The following is an 18422-nucleotide window of genomic DNA, read 5'->3' as shown; positions in this document are numbered from 1 at the left end:
TCAGCCAGAGTCGTCTGATTTGCTGTAATAACAGCCGATTGCTTCTCCATATTGACAGGATGCAAGTGGGGCTGACTATCAAATGAAGTATGGTATTCGTAATGACAGCCTTTCCGGAAAAAATGCGACCTGCTAAAAATCAACATTTCCGCTATTGCCAAATCCATCGTCTGCTCCTCCTTACAAGTCCCTAATTCTCCCGCCGGTAGCAGAGGAGGTTGACATGCACATCATCTGCTTCTGCATATCAATCAGAACTTTACAGTTCTCGTTCTCCACTTTTTCATGATGCTCCAGCATATCCTTGATATCGTTTAAATCGTCTACCACTTTGGTAACAATATCCTCGAGATGAATCCGCCCTGCTTTTTGCAGAGCCAAGATGTGGCTGAACGCACCGCATAAATGTCCACGTGATCCAATAATTTTGATTTCATTCGTTATCATGTGATCCACACCCGTGATTTCCAGGGGAATTCCCTTGCGTCCAAGCAAGACAACTCGCCCGTTTTCGCTGATATGCCTAAATATCCGAGTAACATTCTCCACAATAGCGGAGGATTCAAATACGACATCGATTTTGTCAGGGGGAATCGACAAAAATTCCTCCGGCGTATACACACGGTCCGCCCACTTTTTTGCAAAATTCCGCCGAAATTCGATCGGTTCGATGATGTGCACCTCTGCAGCTCCGAATACCTGCTTGCTTAACATGGCGGTTAATAAACCGATCGGGCCTGCACCGAAAATAACGACTGCCTCACCTGCCTTCAATGCAGCATTCTCGCATGCCACATAGGCGACCCCTGCCGGCTCAATATTGGCTGCGGCCATGAGATCTCGTTCATCTTTTATATAGTCCGTTATGTTGTGCGCAATAGATGCCTGCACATCAACTACAGTTCCGAACAAGCCGTCCTTCTCCAGTCCCAACAGTTTCGCATGTTTACATTGGTTGAACTTGCCTCGCTTGCACACCTCGCATACATGACAGACGATGATAGACTCAAGCGCCACGAACATGCCGGGCTTAAGATGCTTGACATTCGCCCCGACTTCGATTATTTGGCCAACGCCTTCGTGTCCGATAACTCTTCCTTCTTCAGGTATTTCAAGGGGAGACGTACAGCGGATATACCCGGTTTCCGGATTATTCGTGGTCAGATGCAGATCCGTCCCGCATATTCCGACATAATGCATCTGCAACCGGATTTCATCTGGCTCCAACCTGGACAACACCCTATTCTCCAAACATACGCGCACATTCTGATAGATTTGGTTAGGCAACGGGTTGTCTACTCCCGGAACTGGATTTTTGTCAGCCCGTACAAGAAGGGTCCTAGTTTCAAGCATATGAATCACTCTTTCCTCGTATAGTGTGTGTTACTTATTGCGGATGGCCAGGGTCAAACCGTCCCCAACCGGGAGCATGCTCACAGTAACCCTGTCATCCAGATGAATCTGCTTGTTGATGCTGCGTATCTCCCTTACGTCTGGTCCCTGGTTCCATTCATTAATGACGCTGCCGCCCCACAAAACATTGTCAACACCGATCAATCCGCCAGGACGAACTAATCGGATGGCTCGCTCATAATAACCTGTGTAGTTTTCCTTATCCGCATCAATGAATATAAAATCAAAAAAGTTTGCGTAGTCTCTGGATAGCAGATCATCCAACGTGTCTAGAGCAGGTGCCAGACGAAGTTCAATTTTGTGGGCTACCCCCTCTTCTTCCCAATAGCGGTACCCCATCTTTGTCCACTTGTCGTCGATGTCGCAGGCTATAATACGCCCATCCGAAGGTATCGCCATCGCCATCAGTAGTGTTGTATAGCCGGTAAAAGTGCCGATCTCCAGAATCCGCTTAGCACCGATTAATTTGACCAGCAAGGCGATAAACTGGCTTTCTTCAGGCGGACTTTGCATGGCGGACAACAGCATACGGTTTGTCTCCTCGCGCAGCTTTCTGGCAGGCTCCGGCTCCCGCAGCGATACCTGAAGTAGGTATTCATACAGCTCGTCTGTCAGGTTTAACGCACGCTTTCCCATCATTAATTCCTCCACAAATTGCTAATTCTGAACAGAACCGCCCAATCTCCTAACATGTTCATTCATCCAGTCAGCTGTTGCCTTCATCAGTTTGTCAGCGATTTGATCCACGTGCCTCCTTCGCCAATCTTCCAGGTCCGTATCTTTCACCCACCTGTTGAAGGCCCCCATCGCAGGTCCGCAATAAATCTGGTAATCCACCTTGTTCTCACTGCTTCCGCTGCGGGCCAGCCGGTCGGAACGGTCGAAGTACCATTTGAATACGAGCGCCATCTTATATTTCGGATCACGTTCGGCCTTCATCAGCTCCTCATTCGTGCATGACAGCTTTAGCTCATGGTAGATTTCTTCGAAGCTTCGTTTGAAGTAACGCTCTTGGACCATGCTCTTGTCCTTGTTGTCCATATCCTCTAACGAATCATACAGACGGTACAACTCATATAGCTTGTTGGCTCTTGCCGGGAAGAACAAGCCTCTCTTCAACACCTGGGCCTGTGCACCAATATGAAACAGATCCCCCTGCGGAACCGAAGTCACATCCTGCACATTCATGCGTTGAAGCAGATCTTTTACGGCATCGCTTGTCTCCGCTTCCACGGTGCACTGGTTGATGGAACCGGTCATGACGAAGTCCGCCCCCATCATAAAAGCCGCCGCCGAAGCTTCAGGAACACCGATTCCTCCTCCGGAGCCGACCCTTATCCTTCTGGCATAGCCGTATTTACTCATCAACTCGTCCCTTAGCTTCCGGATAACGGGCAATAGTACCCAGGCAGATCCATGATCGGTCGGTCCTCCCGAATCGGCCAATACACAAATATCATCCGCCATAGGCATGTTTCGCAACTGATCCGCCTGCTCTCCGGTTATGCTGTTATCCTGAGTCAGCTTTTGCAGCAGCGGCTCGGGAGCTGGGCTCATAAAGGCGTCCGCCACCTCAGGCCTCGATACTTTGGCGATCAATTTGTTACCTGCTGTAATGCTGCCGTCCGTTTTCCTGCTAAGCCCGGCCGCCCGGTAAAGCACCAACGATCTTGTTATGCCTATAAAAGAGGCAGCCTCTAGCACCTTCACCCTGTTATGTAAGAGCAGATCAACAATGGCTTCTTCCTTCTTCAAATCGAAGGGATCATGAACCACATTCACCCCGTATGTATACTTTCCGTTCAATTTCAGTTGCAGGGACTGAATCATATCAGCAATCTGCGGGATGCCGAGGCCTTTCGTACCCAGAAACCCCATATAGCCCGCTTTGCTGAGCCGTGCCGTCATCTCCACAGAGGATATTCCATGATGCATGCCGCCGGCATAATAGGCCGCTTTAAGCCGGTAGTCTCTTATAAATCCTGCATCACCCAAGTCAGCAGCGGTTATTCCCGGAATTGCGGGTGCACCGCCAGCCTTCTCCCGTCCGTCCGGCTCTGGCCGGCTATCGTCTAGATCATTCTCTGGCAAAATATCCAGGAGAGGTTCTTCCATCCTAATCTGGTCCACCAGCTTCGTCAGAACCCGGCCCGGGCCGATCTCCTCAAAATCCTCCACTCCCATTGTCCGCATATACCGGATACTGTCCGTCCAATTAACGGTATGCGTAATCTGATCGGCAAGATTGCGCTTGATATCTACTTGACGGTAAGGCCTGGCATGCACGTTTGATATAACCGGAATAGTAAACCGTTTGAATTCGAAGCGGTCCAAATATGAGCTGAACTGCTGCCGTGCTTCCTCCATATACCTGGAATGAAACGCACCGCTCACATTCAGAGGCACAACCATCCGGGCTCCCGCCGTCTCCAGAAACGGCATCGCCTGTTCAATGGCCTGTTTGAGGCCCGAAACAACAATCTGCGTGGGCATGTTGAGATTAGCGATATCGATTCCGCCCAGCCCATTCTCCGACAGAACTTGCCGCACCTTCCCTGCCTCTAAGCCCAATACTGCAGCCATTCCTCCTCCGGAAACACGGTTCATCAGCTCTCCCCGTTTCTGGACCAGGAGCAGTCCAGTTTCAAAATCAAATACCCCAGACGCCAAGAGAGCGTTAAACTCGCCTAAGCTATGCCCTGCCACAAAATCGGGTGTCGTCCCCATTTCCCGCACCCTCTTCATGTAACTCAATGCATTGACGACATACAAAGCCGGCTGGGTGTACGCGGTCTGACCCAGTTTGTTCTGAGGGTCCTCTAGACATAACTGTTTGATAGAATAGCCAAGTATACGGTCAGCCTGGACCGTTAACCCGGGAAATTCATCGAATAATGTCTCCCCCATACCGGAATGCTGAGAACCTTGACCGGGAAACACGAATGCTTTCATCATTGTATCCTCCTCATATTCTCGAAATTAAAGCTGCTGGCCATCGCAAGACTATGTCTGATGCCAATGACAAATAGGACCTGCTGCGCAGGTCCTATTCCATCAATGCTCTCATTCATTTATATAAACATTACAGCAGACAAAAGCATAGGTCCCCCCTTTCGTCTGCTGTGTGCAACACACTACGGATAGATATAGCTATGTCGCATCATCCTTACCAACGTGCCGAAGCAGCGATTGGCTCGATATGATACGTTAAGAAATACAAATTATTGATATGTTTACATACATTTGATCTATTAATATCAATAATAATTTCGTCCATTTAATAATTCAATATACATTTTTATATAAATTGTGACATATATAGTATTTCGGCAAACATTATGTTACAATTTATTTCTTTAATTCCAAAATTAGTCATTTTTATCGAAAGGAATGATTTGTTTTGAAGACCGTCATTTATTTAGGTCGGAGCCCGTGACTGAAGGCCACCCAGACAAGATGTGCAATCAAATTTCAGATGCCATACTCGATGCCATTCTGATGCAGGACCCGAACGCAAGGTGGTTTTTCGGTGAAAATATAGTATTAGACTGGAGGCGTTGATTTAATGGGGGTTTTGAATTGAAGATTATTTAGTTTGAAAAATAAGTTTTAGACTGATTCATTAAAAGAAGCAGCGGCAGAACAAGATTTGATAAATAAAGTCTTAGACTGCCGCTGTTATTCAACTAACGTTCCTCGTTACTTCAAAAACTGATTATTTCTCAAAGGAAGATGATTCACCAGCTCCAAAACCTTGAAGGATCATCATTACCAGTCTATTGCTCCTACCTCTTTATTTTCTGAATAATTTTCTTCGATAACTCTTATTGTACATTCAACGGCTTTCTTAATAAATTTACTTGATTACTTCTATCGTTAAACGAGGTACTCAAAAAAAAGAACCCACAATTTCATGGGTCCCTTCACTCTTACTTTATTCTATGACTACGGAAGTACTCCGTCCAATCTTCAGAAATGACTACTGTTACCGTATCTACCTTCGACTGATACTCATTTGTTGCCGTGAAGGTGAACGTAACCGGCCCATTTGGTAATTTTTCAAAAGAAGGATCAGTGAGTTGGCCATCCCAAATGAGCTTGTCACTATCAGCCGGGGTGAGCTGCGTCGAATACCCGCCCGGCATCGTCACCTGAACCGTGTCTGGAAGACCGGTTGTCTTTGCCTGCAGCACGAAGGCTTCTCCTGCCCAATACACGTTATAAGCGCGTGGACTTTCCGGATCTCCGCTTTGCTTCAGATTATAGGCTTGGCGGTTAGCGTTCCATTCCTCGGTGTGCTTGACTCCGCCCTTTACCGTTAACAGATTGACCATAAAATATTTCCGCGGAGAAATCGCGCTCCAGTCAAAGCCGTCGAAAGCCTCAACCTCTACCGCATACTTCTCATACTCTGCAAGCGCTCCAGCGGGCACCTGCCACTGCCTAGCACTTGAAACCTGTTCACCTGACTGCACCTTTACCGCGCCTGTGGCCAAGTTGATAATGCGCACTTTATAGCGCTGCTGCAGGTCGCCGTCATCATCCTGGTAATCCCACTTGATGATCGGTGTAAGCGTGCTGACGATGGTGGGCTTGGCCTGGTTATCGCTAGTCGGATACGTGATATTCACTTTCGGGAGCCGGTTTACAACCGTGAGGCTATGTGTAATCTCACGGAAGAGTCCCAGCGAATCCGTCACGACCTGACGATACGTAAAAATTCCATTGGAAGCAAATTTCTTCGTGAAATCGCCCTGGGTGCTGGCGAGTCCTTCTGTTCCACTAGCCGGCTTCAAATAATACTTATGGCTAATGGTGTCTCCCTTCGGCTCGTCCAGATCCGTAGCCGTGCTTTTGATGTTAAGAACATCCGTCCGATAGATCGGTACCTTTGTGGCATCCTTTCCTGTATCCGTCAATAAACTAAACCCTGGCTTCGGCGGATTGTCGATGATGAACATTTTTTCATTCGAAATCTCTGACCAGGAGCCTTTAGAATATGCCCGGCCCAGTACAGTAAAATATTCGAAGCGATTAAACGTTGGGTTAGGAACTTGGTACTGGCGGATCAAGCCGGTATTATCTGCGTTCTCCACACTTTTTTCCAAGATACCTTCCTTTGTAAAAAACTCCAGGCGGTACTTTTCCTGTGGGTCATTCTCCGGATCGGAGTATGCCCACTCGACCAACGGGTCTCCTTGCTTCTCTGCATCCAGCACGGAAGGGTTCTCCGATGTGCCAGCAGGGGATGTTATCGTCATTGATGGTGCCAGGTTCTTCAGTACGTTGACCTTTAGGGTGTCGATGTTCGACTTGGCCCCGATCTGGTCCACGGCCCAATGCTCCAGGGTGTAAATACCTGAATTCGGGAAACTGACCTCGATGCTAGGAGTCTTGTATAATTTGGTGGCCCCGTCACTATCCGTCACCTTCCAAAAATATTGAAGACTGGCCATATCGGATGGATCTCCATCATTATCAGACGATGTGTACTGTTTTGTGTCAAATTGATACACCGTTGCAGGCCCGTTAATGGCTGCTGTCGGAACATGGTTCAAAACAGTAAAATTTCTGGTTGCATTAGAGGAAAGTGTTCCGTCTGAAGCGGTCAGGCGCATTTCCCAGCCATCTGATATGGCTTGCTGCTGTGTAATGCCGCTGCGTGCGATCAGATCCCGGATGGTCATGACCTGGTTTCGGTTGCCTCCAGAATAATAATATGGACTGTTATTGATTCTTGCGTTCCAAGCGTAGCTTAATACATCGCCGTCTTCGTCTGGATCCGGTGTCATATTCTCCATGATAATGACCGTATCCCGGTACACTTCCGTTGGCATGCTAAAAGCAGCTGCCGGAGGATGATTAATCACCTGTACGGTTTGGCTGTATGGTTCCGACCAAAGCCCCCGGTTATCATGGACCTTCAAGGTGAGCTGATAGGTCCCGACTCCGTATGCGGCGATGTTCGGCGGCGTAGTAGCACCGCCCCAATGACTCCATACCTGCTGCCAGCCATCCTTAATTACGGTCCAATTATAAACATCCAGCGGGTCATTATCCGGATCAAAGGATTTGTCTATAATCGTCGTTGCCTTCCGGTAAGACACGATGCTCGGCTCCACCGTAAACAGTGCAACTGGGGGAGATTAATACCTGCTCCAACCGTTCTTGGGCACCAGTCACTCCAAACCCCTAGGTTATTTTCTCCATCCATATCGCGCACTCGTAACCGAATGTCATATTGATCGTTTGTCGGAAGGTTGGCAGGGGGCGCTCCATCCATCCATACCCCAGACTCTGTTTTCTTGTACTGCCATTGCCAATCGATAAGCCCCTTGTTAGCGGCTGTGATATGATCAAGGTCATAACTGCTGTCTGTGATCTGTAGGGTCCCTCCGACCAATTTAGCTGCAAATAAAGCTACTGGTTTACGGTGCACATGAAAGGTCATGGAGGATAAATTGTCCCGGCTCCATTTTCGGTAAATATCAAATCGGTCATCATTTTTCGGGTTATCACGGGACTGGAAGACAGCCGTATATACACCACTGAATGGAAATGATGTGTATTCAGATGTTCTCCACAAACCGGAGTCACCAATGATACCCATTGAGTTATCAAAGAAATACGGATTGTGGTCATACCTAAAACGTGTGGAATGCAATGGATCTCCCTCAGAATCAAAAAATTTGGTTTTTGATTCAAATGGTGTGTTGATAAGGATATAGGTATTATTTCGTATTTGTTGTTTAACGTTTATATTTAGATTCGCAGTTTGTTTCATTCCCGATGGATCTGACGCGGTGATTATCATGTTATAGGACCCTGGCGGCAAAGAGTCTTGAATCGCGTCTATCGGGATACTGAAATTTTTCGATAACCTGGCTTGAGGTACAACGGTCTTCTTGTAGAAGACATTGGGGATTTCGGCGGTTACCGTTACATCTTCGTTATCCGGATCACTGACATATCCCTCAATATTGACTCCGCTCAAATTGGGAGCATTGACTAACGTTATTCCATTAGGTGTACCCACGGATAAAGAGGGTGGATGATTCGGTATGAGTTCAGCCGTCCTTGTCATATATGGAGTATAGTAAGCTGGTGTATAGCCGACACCGTAAGGATCCCCTCCAAGAAAATCTGTATGAACAACTATTCTAATTCTGAACAATTCCGGATCGCCAGCTAATCCTGGACGTATGTCTTGTTCTTCAATGTCGTTAGAACCTTGAAAGTATACGTTCGGTGCTGTTACCTTCATCTTCTCTCTTATGTTAGATAAATCAAAATCGACATAAGGTTTATACCGTTCCTCATAAGGGACGAAGCTGAACAAGTTTCCGAAATCCGCTGGCCAATAACGATCATAGTAGTAAGAGGATGGGTTTTCACGACAAAACCAGGACTGATCTTCCCCATACTGATCCATTTTTTCGTATTCATACCCCTTTTTGGTATAAATAGAAGAGCACATCTTGGTCATAATTCGTTCTGTACCATAACTACTATTCAAATGGACCCGGAGGTTGGCCACAGGCGCAATATCATAGGTCAATCTTTTAGTGATTTTATTGTATTTAAGATTGATAATCTTGAGGGCTGGGAAATCTAAAGTGATCGCATCATCCTGATTCCCATGCCCCCCCTGCCCGGCTTCAAAGGTGATATCCCGATAATAAATGATATCGTCCTCTGCGGCCTGCGCGACTGTTCCTAACCCTACCACCTCTAATGCTGGTCGTGGCAAGAAAGGGAGCAGTAAAGCAAAACAAAGAAATAGTATGATGCTTTCTTTCAACAAACGTTTCATATGCCTTTCCTTCCTCCACTTAAAAATCCCAATCTACTTCAGGCGGGCGGTTATTCACTTCTACTATTCGCTCGATTACATTCTGGGTGGCCTCAGAGCTGGTCCGCAGCCTATCGGCATCGGTGACAAAATCCTCAATCGTCGGCTGGCCAAACTCTTCAATAACGGTAACACGTACCTCATACTTCCCGACCTGATAGAGCTCCAAATTTAGGCGAGTTTTGTTTTCGTCACTGAACTGTACCCAGCTTTCATCTGTGAAACTTCCGTTGTTATTAGAATCGTAGCGATATTCCCAAACCCGTTTGATGATATTATCTTTGTCCGAAGAAAACGACATATCATCAATAGAAATGACTGCTTTATTTCCATTAGTCGGGTCCCTATAGGCCCCTATGGGCATTGCAAAGTAGGCAACCGGGGATTCATCGGGAGCGATATCGAAGGTAATCTCATTGTCTGAAGCATACCCTGCCGTATTCTCCACGTGAATCGTCGCCTTATACTTCCCGGGTTTCCTAAAAAGTACATCTTTACTCTCTAGCTCGGCCAAGCTGCCGCTGTACTTAATGTCCGCATTCGTGCCACCGCTGACTGCACTAATCGTGACCTGCGTCTTGGACTTAATGATCGGAAACCGGGTCGGACTTGAACTGCTGTTGGTCAATGTGGTTTTCCGGTTCTGCTTGAGCGATCCGCTGATTTCGAGGTCTGCTGATGGCCTTGGCTCGATGACCGTTACTTCCGTGCTGGTGCTTCCGGTCATGCCGTCATTATCAACGACGGTCAGGGTAATGGGAAAAGTCTCTCCGACCTTATCCCGGGTATACCAGACATAACCTCTGGCCGTATTTTCAATCCCGCCTTCCGCTCCAGGAGTTCCCCAAGCATAGTCGGTGATGTATCCATCCGGATCGGAGGAATTCCCCCCGTATACCATCATGTCAGAACCGGCTTTGATGTACTTAGGTGCAGTGATTCGGGCAATAGGCGGTTTGCCTTCCGGCTTGGTCGGTGTACTCGGTACGGATGGATAGCTGACCGGGTTATCCTTCTTGTACACACCGGCAGAGAGTTCCATACTCTGCTCCAGTGAAGTTATGTTTCCGGTCTTGGTAACCACAGGCTTCTTGAATCGAATGACAACGGTCAGAGTATAGTCTTGCTTGAAATTATCATTGACGACCCGACTTGCCGGGATTGCGAAGTCAAAGCTCTTTGATGCGGTAAGTTGCTTGCTGTAATCTTTCTTCATGTCGGCCTTGGCGGTACCATTCTTTTCCTTGGCGTAAAACACCCATTCCTCGATGTTAGAGGTATCCGTGTAACCCAGAAGCTCCCCTTTGACGTTGATTTTCACATCTACTTTGCTGCCTTCCAGCTTGATCGGATTCGGGCTTGGCTTCTCCAGCGTGGCCGTTCCGTTTAGCGTAGCTTGGTCAGGTGGGGAGTAATCAAAGGTGACCGTGCCGGCATAGCTGTAGGAGGTGAGTTTCGCTTGTGCTTCGTAGTAGTAGGGTTGATTAACAAAGTATAGACGTCCTTCAACCCACTGTCCTTTTTCAAAACTGTCAGAGACTTGTTCTGGTTTTACGTTTACCGTTGGAATTTCATATGTAATGACGATTTTCCCGTTTTTGAGACCACCAGACCCTTTTGCTCCATCTAAAAGCGTTTCTAGTTTCATCTTGATACTGGATTGAATGACAGAACTAAATGGAACCACTGTTTGATCCTTTCGAAACCATGTTGCCGAATTGGGCGGTACAATGGTAATAGATTTAGTGGTTACAGTTTTTGTTGGCGGTTTAGTTGAGGGTGTACTGTAATCAGTTGCAGCTGCATTATAGAATGTATTGACGTCTCTGTATTCATCATAGTTATTAATTTGCCAGCGTCTCCCGTCTGCATATCGCCAGATAGAATTGCCAGGGTTAGTCACGAAGGGGTACATCGGATTCCCGTCCCTCCCCTCTACAGAGAACGTTTCATCCTTTGCCGTCCCCTTCAGTGTAAGTTTTATCTTCCCGTTCTCGATGGCGATACCACCTACAACACTGTTGGTTCCTGAGTATTTAAGTGTCCCTGATTTAATAGCGGAGCCGGTGACCCCGCTCGGTAGATCCAAGTAAAATGTTTTGGCAATGTTACCAGATCCGGTTAAGCCATTCGTCACTGGTATGCTAACACTTCCTTGCTTGACATCTGCAGCTTGGGCCACACTACTTAAGTTGGGTGCCAAAGAAAATACAATAGTTATAACCAAAAAAGTAATGATTGGAATTTTTTTTATCATCTGCCAATCCCCTTACCTATTTTAATTCCACGATGAATTTTGAGATGGATTGGCCACTGTTATCTACGCGAACGTTCAGACACTTGAATTCCCCAGTGTAACGAAATCCTTGGTATGTGCTCAGCTTTTCACCAGGATTTAGCTTCCAATCCCACAGAGCTTCTTTGTTATTCGATTTGTAGTAACTTGCTTCGGGCATAGCTGCCGATGGCTCTCCCTTCGACAAATCCCCGAAAGTCATTCTCCACTTACTTCTAAGATCTTTAGCATTTTGTTGAACGATACTCTTACTCTTATTCTCCACCGTGATTTTTGTCCAAATAAAATACTGAAAACCATTCAGATCATAGCCATATTTCTTAATCAGCCCTTGGGCATCTTTCGATTTTCCATCATAGATCATAATCTTCTCCAGCGTATAACTAAGACCACCGGCCGTCAGGGTAACCGGGAGCTCTACGTCCTTCTTCAAACCATACTTGATTAGATTGTCCGTCATTACGGGTTGTGACTGGCTGGCTGCTGCGGATACTGTATTAATTGCTGCTCCTTGAATCAATATGGAACTGAACATCATCGTTGCTGCCAGTGTTACTTTCATTACTGTCTTCATCATAGAAATCTCTCCCTTAAATGTTGGTATCGAATACATCATTAATCTCTCTATTTCACGATAACGGGCCTGGATTCAAAAAACCGTACTAACACATACAAAGCATTCAGAGCTATTTGTAACTTTCTAATCCTGAGTATTTACTTGGAGGTACAACCTAATCTTTAGGAATGATCACTTACTCTATTGAAGGGTATATACCGACAAAACATCCAATTTTATCACCTCAAACTTTTATCTTACATCATAATTGTATGATAAAAGGTAAGAATCACCAAGAAATTATTGTCACAGCCGGTATTAGTAAATCAACTCTTCATATAAGCGAATTTCGTTACTTCCAAATGCTTTTGTCGGAACTTTGAATTCTTGAAAACACCCCTCCGACATCTCAAGTTCTCTATTTATTAAACTTGTACTCCTGGACAGCAGGTACAACAATTGGTTCTACTGACTTAGAGCGAGAAACTAAGACAGGATGTGCAGTCTCTATGACAGCAATCACAGAAGGACCCTGTATATATTTCGTTATTCCAAATTCTGAATCCTCATATAAAAAAGGAAAGCTAACTCCAGATGATTCATCCAAAATAACGAATTTTTTAATTTTGACCGCACTATGTAGCCGGCTACCTTTTTTAGGATCCAAGCTATCATCAAGCCCAAGATTGCTTTCGAGACTCGTTTTGAATGTCTCGAAAGCTGTCGTAGGTTCGATAATTAATCGCCCATGGAAGAGATCATTTTCGCTAATCTCTTGAGCTGCGTCATGAACTGCAATATTGTTCGCATCCTTTAGTAATGAACGCTGAACATCCCACTCCTGATTTTGAGATTGAAAAAACCAAGAATAGAGAAAAATTAGTAAGACGAAAGCCAATTTCACAATATAATCCATGCTTAAGTCATCCTTAGTCGATGTATTCTGACATTATTGAACCATGACCATAGTAATATTCTGGCAGAGTTTGTGACGAAAAATTGTAAGGGAAAATGCTAATCCGCGGCGCTTTAATATATACATCCAGTCTATTTTTTCGATCGATGACAGATGTAGTACTACTCGTAATTTGGATAGAGGACGCTGAAAAGCCTAACGCAGTTAAGTTGCTTGTCACTTCACTTTTGAGAGCTGAAGTGACCATCCCCTCTGTAGCTGCTTTTTGAGTGATGTACGACGTATTCGCTTTGACCTGCAGATCGAGCAGATAATCGATGTAAGAGAACAACGGCTGCAGGATGATAAATAAGACTAGCCACATAAATAATGCACGGAGGACGGTCGCCTTCAAACTAACTCTCCTTCCTAATACTTCTCTACTTTTTTGACATACGGGATTATATTATCTTGACTGTCCCCGATAATTGATGTTGCTGCAGCAATGAAAATCCCAGCAATGACAAATCCAATCGATAAAAACAGGGCAACCGATAAAGTGTCTTTTTTCATGAGTTAGGCTGCTTTTGAAGGTAGTTTTTCATAAAGCGGAGTTATCGGTGCAGGTATTGTTTGAATATAGCTTACCCCTGGAATTACTGGGCGATTATCATCTGCAGCGTTGATAACATCACGTACTACTGGGATCAAAACAGCAATCACAATGGCTACACATAAAAAACCGATAGCAATAAATAGTCCTGCTGAGATCGAATCTTTTTTCATACTATGCCGCCTCCTCTTCGAAATGGGATAGAATTGTCGGCGTGTTAGTTACATTAATACTGGCAGCTGGAATTGCAGGCCTATTATCATCGGCATCATTAATAACATCACGCACAACTGGAATTAGAACAGCAATTACAATGGCCACACATAAAAAGCCGATAGCAATGAATAGTCCTGCCGAAATTGAATCTTTTTTCATTTCTATTTTCTCCTTTTGATTTTCATTTTTTGATAAATCGGGTTCTTGATTCAAATCAGGTTTTAACATACATCTAATATCACCCCTTCTTGAACTAACGTTGATCTATTGATCGTTGCCAAGATATACTTGATCGTGAGTTACTTCATTGATAAAGGCTCACACCATTAAAGTTACCTTTGATCAACATGATATATTTCATGGCTAGAACAACAACCATTAGAAATGTAGCTATTGATGGTAAAGTAGTAACGATTGTTGAGTATTCACCAATACGTATCCACTTTCTTTGATATTGGTCAGAAGAAATTTTCGAAATAATCTTACTTTGGGAGCTTAAGTAATGAGCTGCCTCGTTATCATCGCTCATACCTTCGGTAGCCAATAAGATGGATCGAATATCCGAAATAAATACATGGTTGTGTGGAAATTGATCACAGAACCATTTGATCGCATTTTCAGTACCAATATCGACACAGCGCTCAGACATGCCGTATAATTCGTTGCGTAAATACTCGAAGGTCGGAGCCACCTGAGAACAATAGGTACCAAACTCAATATATCCACGTCTTCTAAGTCTATTGTTTTCGTATAATCGCAAAAATGAAATTAACTCTCCATCTTTACGCATGATTTTGTTCCGGTGTAATCTATTTAGGATCCATCCAAACGGTAAGAATTTGGCGTGGCTGCTTACCACAAGAATTCCAACACCGATAAAAACATCCATAAACGAAAACGGCTCATTCCGGATGAAATTGCTCAAGGCTTGTACAGTCACATATAATGCAGCTGCTGAAAATCGGAACAAATTGATTTTCCGTGATGACACCTGGAGTCCTGCATTATTCAGTAGTTTTTGGAGTTTCTCACTCTCGAATTTCCCTTGAACAGCCATCAGATTCATTTGTTTAATTATGGGATCCTTCTCGTTCTTTTTCCCCATTGCTGCGAAGATAAGATATGCCAAATAGGAGATTCCAACAGCCGAGATAATAAGAAAAATTCTATCCATGCGTCAACATCCTTTACTGATAGTCAAGCTTCGGTCTTGCAAGAATCATACTGATGGCAAAAGCCAAGAATAAACTTCCGACAATAAAACCTAAAAAATATAAGCCAATTTGTGTCTGGAATTGCAGCTTATAATACACACTAGGGGTAAGCATCAGCATGAATGTCCCAATAACAAAAACCAAAAGAATAAGATTTACATATAAACCGAGAGTGATTGGGTCATTGTTTGCTGTTTTTACAGTTATGATCGTTTCCCGCTGCTGCTCCATAGACATGTTGAGTTCAAGGAGAGAAGCGGAAAGAACGTGTGAACCTTCTCTTTCTGCATATAACAGATCAGAAATAAATACTCTGGCAAATGTTGTTGAGATAGAATCAGCAAACCGATTAGCTGCTCGTTGGAGTTCCTTTTCATTACTGTAATTTGCAAAGGCAGCCGCGAGGATCCGAAGCGGCCGCTTTAGGACATTATCCTCTTCAAGAAAATCAGATGTTTTATCCAACGCCTTATCAACAGACAAGTAGGTATACTTCGAGAGAATTTTAACTACATCGAGTAGATCAAAACTTGCTTTTACACTCTTTAGAGAATACTTATATCGCAAACGGATATACGGTAAAAGTGCACCAATCAAGGATAGGAACAGTGAGAACCTCCAATTATAGGACATTGTTCCTCGTTCATTGACCTTAATCCCCCCATAAAAGGATTATCAAAAGTTAGGTGATTGGGTAATTCGTTCATCGTGAGTGAAGTCACAAGATACACGGCGCCAAAGATAAAAATCGTTAGAGTAAAAAAACGAAATACACTCTGCTTAGGCTCGTAGTTTTTTTGAACAAGATACATTAAATCCTCCAAATGCTTCACTATGTAAGTCGATCTCTTGTTCTTATTTTTGGCATTCTTTTTTTCTTTAGCCTGCAATAGTATTTGGGTTACTTCTCTACGATAGTCATTTTTCTGCGAATTTCTCCGGATAAGTTGTTCAATTGTTGGCTGGATGAGTTGCCATATTCCCAGCACGACGATAAGGTGAAATAATATCCGGAACAAATATGAACCCATGGAATTCAAAAAATCACCCCCCTTTTTGAAAAGTCAGATTACAAGACTTCATTCAACACCATCTTTGATTTCATGCTCTCTTTAATTGGGTTTGTCATGGGTTTCTTCTTAGCCAGTTGACTCAAAAGGGATATGAACTCCTGTGTAGCAGCTTTATTCTTGTTATTCATTTTCTGCAGAATATCTGGAGTAAGCTGATCATGATAAGTCCAACTGTCCATCTCTTTGTCATAACGCATTAAATCGCAAGCAAACACAGAATTTTTCTTTGCATCATAATATACTTCAGAAACCCGCATTAATCTTTTGGTACCATCCTCACGGCTGCCGAAGATATAGACAATCTCGCAAGCCTTCAACGCAGACATGAGATGCCCTTTTAGGCTTCCACCCACTCTCGTTGATACTGCAAATGCTCCCTGGTAGGGAATGTCTTCTGGGTCCACCGTATGAAATGTTCCAATAATCCCATCGTACCCTTTTTCCCCACTCCACAAATAAAACTCCCACTCATTAAAACGCATTTCAGTCATAAAAATTATGTTTGGATCATGACGAAGGGATTCGATACCAACCTCCATCAGTTCTTCATTTGACGCTTGAATTGGAATAATTCGGTGTCCATTAATTACATGTGGTAACGTTGATTCCGGGTGCTTTTCAATCATTACTAACCCCAAACACTTCGTAGCAGCTAGGAGCTGCTCTCCGACTTCCGTATTTGCATACGTCGATTTACCAGATTCGACTGGTCCAGCAATAATACGATTTCTGTAAGTCTTTAAGAATGCGCGTAGCATCGCCACGGCTTCCTTTGGAATTGCACCGGTACCTGCTTGATCATCTAATGTTAGAAACTCCACAACTTGCCGGCGCATCGATATAGTTGTATAACCCTCCCACACTCTTGGACTCACCCAGATTGCTATTCGAATAAATCTCCCTGGCCAAAGGGGGTCATCAATCTTAAATTCTACGGAAGGGTTATCTTTATTTAACTGAAGCATGCCATCACTTCTCAGCAATGACCGTTTTAACTGTTCAACTCTCTCCAGAGAAGGCATATCATATGGGTAGGGAACAAAACCACCATTTCGATTATAGAAAATTTTTCTTCCAATAATCTGAAGCCCCGTTGATTCTGCATAATCTTTATTACTCAACCAATGACAAGCGGGACCAAACCCCTTCCATTCTTGGAATAGTGCTTCCGTAATATTAGAGTAAGCTGAGGGCACTGCGCCGCCGAACGGATTCTTACGCACATATTTTTCAATCTCATTTATGAAATAAGCAACGGACGTCGCTTCTCCCAGAAGGGCTCCAGCATTTATTTGAAAATAAGTATCATCCTCACTCCGCAACTCTTGATCCATTTGTTCCTTCATCCGTTGATAATAACTATCGAAGTCTTCATTACTAGGCTTTCTATTCTTATGCAATTGTTTTTTTAATGAGAAAGGTTCATTAACCTGAGGGATATGGTCTTGCTTGAAGCTTATCGGTGACTTTACTATTGTCATCTTCTCCATCCCTTCTTTTGAGTTACTTCGACTATATCTATTGCGGTTAGCAACATTTTGGCCTTTTCCTCAACCATTTGTTGCTCTCTCTTTGAAAGCGGCAAATTTTCCGGGAATCCTTCATATTGAGGGAGTTCAAATAGAATATGACTTCCCACTGTTTGCGAAAGATTCTTTGAATTTACTATTGCAGATTCTGTGGCTCGATTAATGATGAGCTGAAAATCATGAGGATAGAGATCTAACTGATTCGCCACTTCCATTAGAGCAGGCAGACGATAATTGTGTTTTGGGTGTGTAATAAAGAGACGTATAGCAGACTTCTGAATTCCCACGTACCAAGCAGCGCTCTCTGGAATGGAACCAAAATCACACAGAACAACATCAGCATATTTAGAAGCTTGTTCTAACAAATACTCGATTTCCTCTTCCTGATAATCTTGTGCACTTAAAAAGTCATGATTTCCTGGCAGATAGAAATATCCGTTTTGTTTGATTAACTCAAAATCTGATTCTTGAAGAATCTTACTGGTTATTCGAGGACGAAGCTGATCTAAGCTTGTTTGTGGTTTTTGATCAAATCCTGGCTCGTATAGATTTAGTCCGAGCAAAATTACTTTATGGCCAGCGGCCGCGATACTCTTTGACATAATCTTAGCTATACTCGTACAACCAACGCCGGCGCCTGTACCAAAAAAACCAATAATATTATTTGGGCGATCAACTTCTTCATCCAAGATGGATCTTATTTTGTCGATGATGGTAGCAGCCGTTGATCGTGGTGGTGTAAAATGGATTCCGAATTTTTGGCAT

At 44.2% G+C, this 18422-nt stretch carries 17 protein-coding genes and 1 pseudogene; 1 reads left to right on the top strand and 17 read right to left on the bottom strand.

Going from position 1 to position 18422, the window contains the following annotated elements:
- Positions 1-180: 180 nt before the first annotated feature.
- The 3 genes from JI735_RS33985 to fabD form a co-directional block, all read right to left on the bottom strand.
- The gene (locus JI735_RS33985; RefSeq protein WP_233476569.1) at positions 181-1239 is read right to left on the bottom strand and encodes a zinc-dependent alcohol dehydrogenase; all 1059 of its coding nucleotides are present in this window, start codon (positions 1237-1239) and stop codon (positions 181-183) included.
- A 144-nt stretch (positions 1240-1383) separates the two neighbouring features.
- Positions 1384-2052, bottom strand: coding sequence for a class I SAM-dependent methyltransferase (locus JI735_RS33980; protein ID WP_245236162.1), 669 nt, complete (start codon positions 2050-2052; stop codon positions 1384-1386).
- Positions 2053-2070: 18 nt separating this feature from the next.
- Positions 2071-4365, bottom strand: coding sequence for an ACP S-malonyltransferase (gene fabD, locus JI735_RS33975; protein WP_039835537.1), 2295 nt, complete (start codon positions 4363-4365; stop codon positions 2071-2073).
- Between the two features lie 438 nt (positions 4366-4803).
- Here fabD and JI735_RS33970 point away from each other — a divergent pair.
- Positions 4804-4932 (top strand): annotated as a pseudogene (locus tag JI735_RS33970) (S-adenosylmethionine synthetase N-terminal domain-containing protein); the annotation flags it as partial.
- A 410-nt stretch (positions 4933-5342) separates the two neighbouring features.
- Here the strand turns inward: JI735_RS33970 and JI735_RS33965 are convergent.
- From JI735_RS33965 to JI735_RS33900, 14 genes are all read right to left on the bottom strand, one after another.
- The gene (locus JI735_RS33965) at positions 5343-7520 is read right to left on the bottom strand and encodes a glycoside hydrolase family 78 protein (protein WP_202677773.1); all 2178 of its coding nucleotides are present in this window, start codon (positions 7518-7520) and stop codon (positions 5343-5345) included.
- Positions 7490-9226 carry a hypothetical protein gene (locus JI735_RS33960; RefSeq protein WP_202677772.1) on the bottom strand — a complete coding sequence of 579 codons (1737 nt, stop codon included), beginning with the start codon at positions 9224-9226 and terminating at the stop codon, positions 7490-7492. Before JI735_RS33960 ends, JI735_RS33965 begins: the two co-directional genes overlap by 31 nt.
- 19 nt (positions 9227-9245) lie before the next feature.
- Positions 9246-11522: a hypothetical protein gene (locus JI735_RS33955; protein ID WP_039835529.1), complete on the bottom strand. Its 2277-nt coding sequence runs from the start codon at positions 11520-11522 to the stop codon at positions 9246-9248.
- A 16-nt stretch (positions 11523-11538) separates the two neighbouring features.
- Positions 11539-12138, bottom strand: a complete 600-nt coding sequence (locus tag JI735_RS33950; RefSeq protein WP_039835528.1) for a hypothetical protein — start codon at positions 12136-12138, stop codon at positions 11539-11541.
- Between the two features lie 397 nt (positions 12139-12535).
- The gene (locus JI735_RS33945; protein WP_039835527.1) at positions 12536-13033 is read right to left on the bottom strand and encodes a hypothetical protein; all 498 of its coding nucleotides are present in this window, start codon (positions 13031-13033) and stop codon (positions 12536-12538) included.
- Positions 13034-13046: 13 nt separating this feature from the next.
- The gene (locus tag JI735_RS33940; protein ID WP_039835526.1) at positions 13047-13427 is read right to left on the bottom strand and encodes a hypothetical protein; all 381 of its coding nucleotides are present in this window, start codon (positions 13425-13427) and stop codon (positions 13047-13049) included.
- 14 nt (positions 13428-13441) lie between these two features.
- A complete protein-coding gene (locus tag JI735_RS33935) occupies positions 13442-13585 on the bottom strand; it encodes a hypothetical protein (protein ID WP_157771373.1) in 144 nt (47 codons plus the stop codon).
- Positions 13586-13588: 3 nt separating this feature from the next.
- On the bottom strand, positions 13589-13798 hold the full coding sequence (locus tag JI735_RS33930) for a hypothetical protein (RefSeq protein WP_039835525.1): 210 nt from the start codon (positions 13796-13798) through the stop codon (positions 13589-13591).
- 1 nt (position 13799) lies between these two features.
- Positions 13800-14069, bottom strand: a complete 270-nt coding sequence (locus JI735_RS33925) for a hypothetical protein (protein WP_039835524.1) — start codon at positions 14067-14069, stop codon at positions 13800-13802.
- Positions 14070-14145: 76 nt separating this feature from the next.
- Entirely contained in the window at positions 14146-15015 is an 870-nt protein-coding gene (locus tag JI735_RS33920) for a hypothetical protein (protein ID WP_039835523.1), read from the bottom strand.
- A 13-nt stretch (positions 15016-15028) separates the two neighbouring features.
- On the bottom strand, positions 15029-15538 hold the full coding sequence (locus tag JI735_RS33915) for a hypothetical protein (protein WP_202677771.1): 510 nt from the start codon (positions 15536-15538) through the stop codon (positions 15029-15031).
- A 110-nt stretch (positions 15539-15648) separates the two neighbouring features.
- On the bottom strand, positions 15649-16095 hold the full coding sequence (locus tag JI735_RS33910; protein WP_202677770.1) for a hypothetical protein: 447 nt from the start codon (positions 16093-16095) through the stop codon (positions 15649-15651).
- Positions 16096-16124: 29 nt separating this feature from the next.
- Positions 16125-17609 carry a P-loop NTPase family protein gene (locus JI735_RS33905; protein ID WP_039835521.1) on the bottom strand — a complete coding sequence of 495 codons (1485 nt, stop codon included), beginning with the start codon at positions 17607-17609 and terminating at the stop codon, positions 16125-16127.
- Complete coding sequence (locus tag JI735_RS33900; protein WP_202677769.1) at positions 17606-18346, bottom strand: CpaE/TadZ family protein; 741 nt, start codon at positions 18344-18346, stop codon at positions 17606-17608. The genes JI735_RS33905 and JI735_RS33900 overlap by 4 nt, the downstream gene beginning before the upstream one ends.
- Positions 18347-18422: the final 76 nt, after the last annotated feature.

It is taken from the genome of Paenibacillus sonchi (assembly GCF_016772475.1).
GTDB classification, from domain to species: domain Bacteria; phylum Bacillota; class Bacilli; order Paenibacillales; family Paenibacillaceae; genus Paenibacillus_AQ; species Paenibacillus_AQ sonchi.
Note: the sequence above shows the minus strand (reverse complement) of the source record. Positions and strands in the feature narration are given on the sequence as shown.

What these genes read in the sequence shown, in the direction of transcription:
- JI735_RS33930 (WP_039835525.1), bottom strand. Translation starts at nt 13,798, where the DNA reads ATGAAAAAAGATTCGATCTCAGCAGGACTATTTATTGCTATCGGTTTT.
- JI735_RS33955 (WP_039835529.1), bottom strand. Translation starts at nt 11,522, where the DNA reads ATGATAAAAAAAATTCCAATCATTACTTTTTTGGTTATAACTATTGTA.
- JI735_RS33950 (WP_039835528.1), bottom strand. Translation starts at nt 12,138, where the DNA reads ATGATGAAGACAGTAATGAAAGTAACACTGGCAGCAACGATGATGTTC.
- JI735_RS33980 (WP_245236162.1), bottom strand. Translation starts at nt 2,052, where the DNA reads ATGATGGGAAAGCGTGCGTTAAACCTGACAGACGAGCTGTATGAATAC.
- JI735_RS33925 (WP_039835524.1), bottom strand. Translation starts at nt 14,069, where the DNA reads ATGTTAAAACCTGATTTGAATCAAGAACCCGATTTATCAAAAAATGAA.
- fabD (WP_039835537.1), bottom strand. Translation starts at nt 4,365, where the DNA reads ATGAAAGCATTCGTGTTTCCCGGTCAAGGTTCTCAGCATTCCGGTATG.
- JI735_RS33920 (WP_039835523.1), bottom strand. Translation starts at nt 15,015, where the DNA reads ATGGATAGAATTTTTCTTATTATCTCGGCTGTTGGAATCTCCTATTTG.
- JI735_RS33945 (WP_039835527.1), bottom strand. Translation starts at nt 13,033, where the DNA reads ATGGATTATATTGTGAAATTGGCTTTCGTCTTACTAATTTTTCTCTAT.
- JI735_RS33960 (WP_202677772.1), bottom strand. Translation starts at nt 9,226, where the DNA reads ATGAAACGTTTGTTGAAAGAAAGCATCATACTATTTCTTTGTTTTGCT.
- JI735_RS33935 (WP_157771373.1), bottom strand. Translation starts at nt 13,585, where the DNA reads ATGAAAAAAGACACTTTATCGGTTGCCCTGTTTTTATCGATTGGATTT.
- JI735_RS33905 (WP_039835521.1), bottom strand. Translation starts at nt 17,609, where the DNA reads ATGACAATAGTAAAGTCACCGATAAGCTTCAAGCAAGACCATATCCCT.